The organism is Flavitalea antarctica, from assembly GCF_054461535.1.
Map to the genome: position 1 here is coordinate 1 of NZ_JBTLQG010000088.1, position 1,095 is coordinate 1,095.

2 protein-coding genes are annotated in these 1,095 nt (G+C 41.3%); both read left to right on the plus strand.

Annotated elements, in window-relative coordinates; genetic code table 11:
• Positions 1-130 precede the first annotated feature (130 nt).
• Positions 131-631 carry a YfbM family protein gene (locus ACX0G7_RS27290; RefSeq protein ID WP_458926716.1) on the plus strand — a complete coding sequence of 167 codons (501 nt, stop codon included), beginning with the start codon at positions 131-133 and terminating at the stop codon, positions 629-631.
• A gap of 133 nt (positions 632-764) precedes the next feature.
• The coding region (locus ACX0G7_RS27295; RefSeq protein WP_458926717.1) for a hypothetical protein at positions 765-1,095 on the plus strand (331 nt) is incomplete at its 3' end.

The window sequence follows — 1,095 nt, forward strand, 5'->3', positions numbered from 1 at the left end:
GTATTGCCAAAAGCGGCCATTAACATTCATGAAATTTAAAAATACCTTCGGGCCGCCTTCGGCAATACATCCCCGTTGTGTGCAACCTGGCGTATTTTGTGGCAGGCGATAATTATTTCAATTCTATTTTATGAGTATGGTAGGCAACCTGCTAATCGTTAGCAGCGAGGAACTCAATCTTTATTTGCAAGACAGTTCGAGGTTCGAAGATCGGATTTTCGGAGATCAAGCGGATCCGGAGGATCCGAACTTAATTTTCATAGACAAGTCATGGGAAGGTGTTCATTTTTTACTGACAGGCGCTGGTATTGCGGATGAAAGCGAACACCCGCTTAAAAAAGTTCTTTTTAGCGAGCAGTTCATCGACGAGAATCAGGATTTAGGATATGGTCCAGCTAATTATCTTTCTTCTGAGGACGTTATAGAAATTAATGAGCAGCTGACACGAATCTCCAAACCAGAATTGCAAGCTCGTTATAATCCACAACAGATGATGGAACTAGGAATATATCCCGAAGGCTGGGATCATCCAGATAGTAAGGAGTTTTTGTTTGATCACTATGCAATGGTTGAACAAGCATTTGCGTCAGCTGCGAAAACTGGTAAAGCGATTATTACATTTTTGACCTAAATTATTAGATCGGCTGCACACAACATGATATTGGCAAAAGCGGGCGGCCAGTTACATGAGGAACAAAACATCAAGCTGTGCCCGCCTTCGCCAATACTTCCACGTTGTGCGTCATTCTAGATTCGCATCTTCTATGCAAAAAAATAAGAAGATAAGGACCGTTTATAACTTCCGAAATACTTGCCAGAAGTGTTTTAATGACGTCGAATTCCCACTACTTGGGGACTTCTCATATGGTGAATTGATTTTTCAAACCACAGATGGGAAAGATTTTTCCATAGCAGAAATTGTAAAAAATGAAGCGTTTGACTTTATTCGGGAGACTATTAATGATAGTGAAGAGTTAACGGCCAGCAATGTTAAGCCAGAAAAAATCCTGGCGTTGCTTGAGATGGTCCAGTTTTCCCGGACACGAAATTCCAATAACTTTGACACGATATGGAATCGAGAAAAAACAAGCGGGG

What these genes read in the sequence shown, in the direction of transcription:
- ACX0G7_RS27290 (WP_458926716.1), top strand. Translation starts at nt 131, where the DNA reads ATGAGTATGGTAGGCAACCTGCTAATCGTTAGCAGCGAGGAACTCAAT.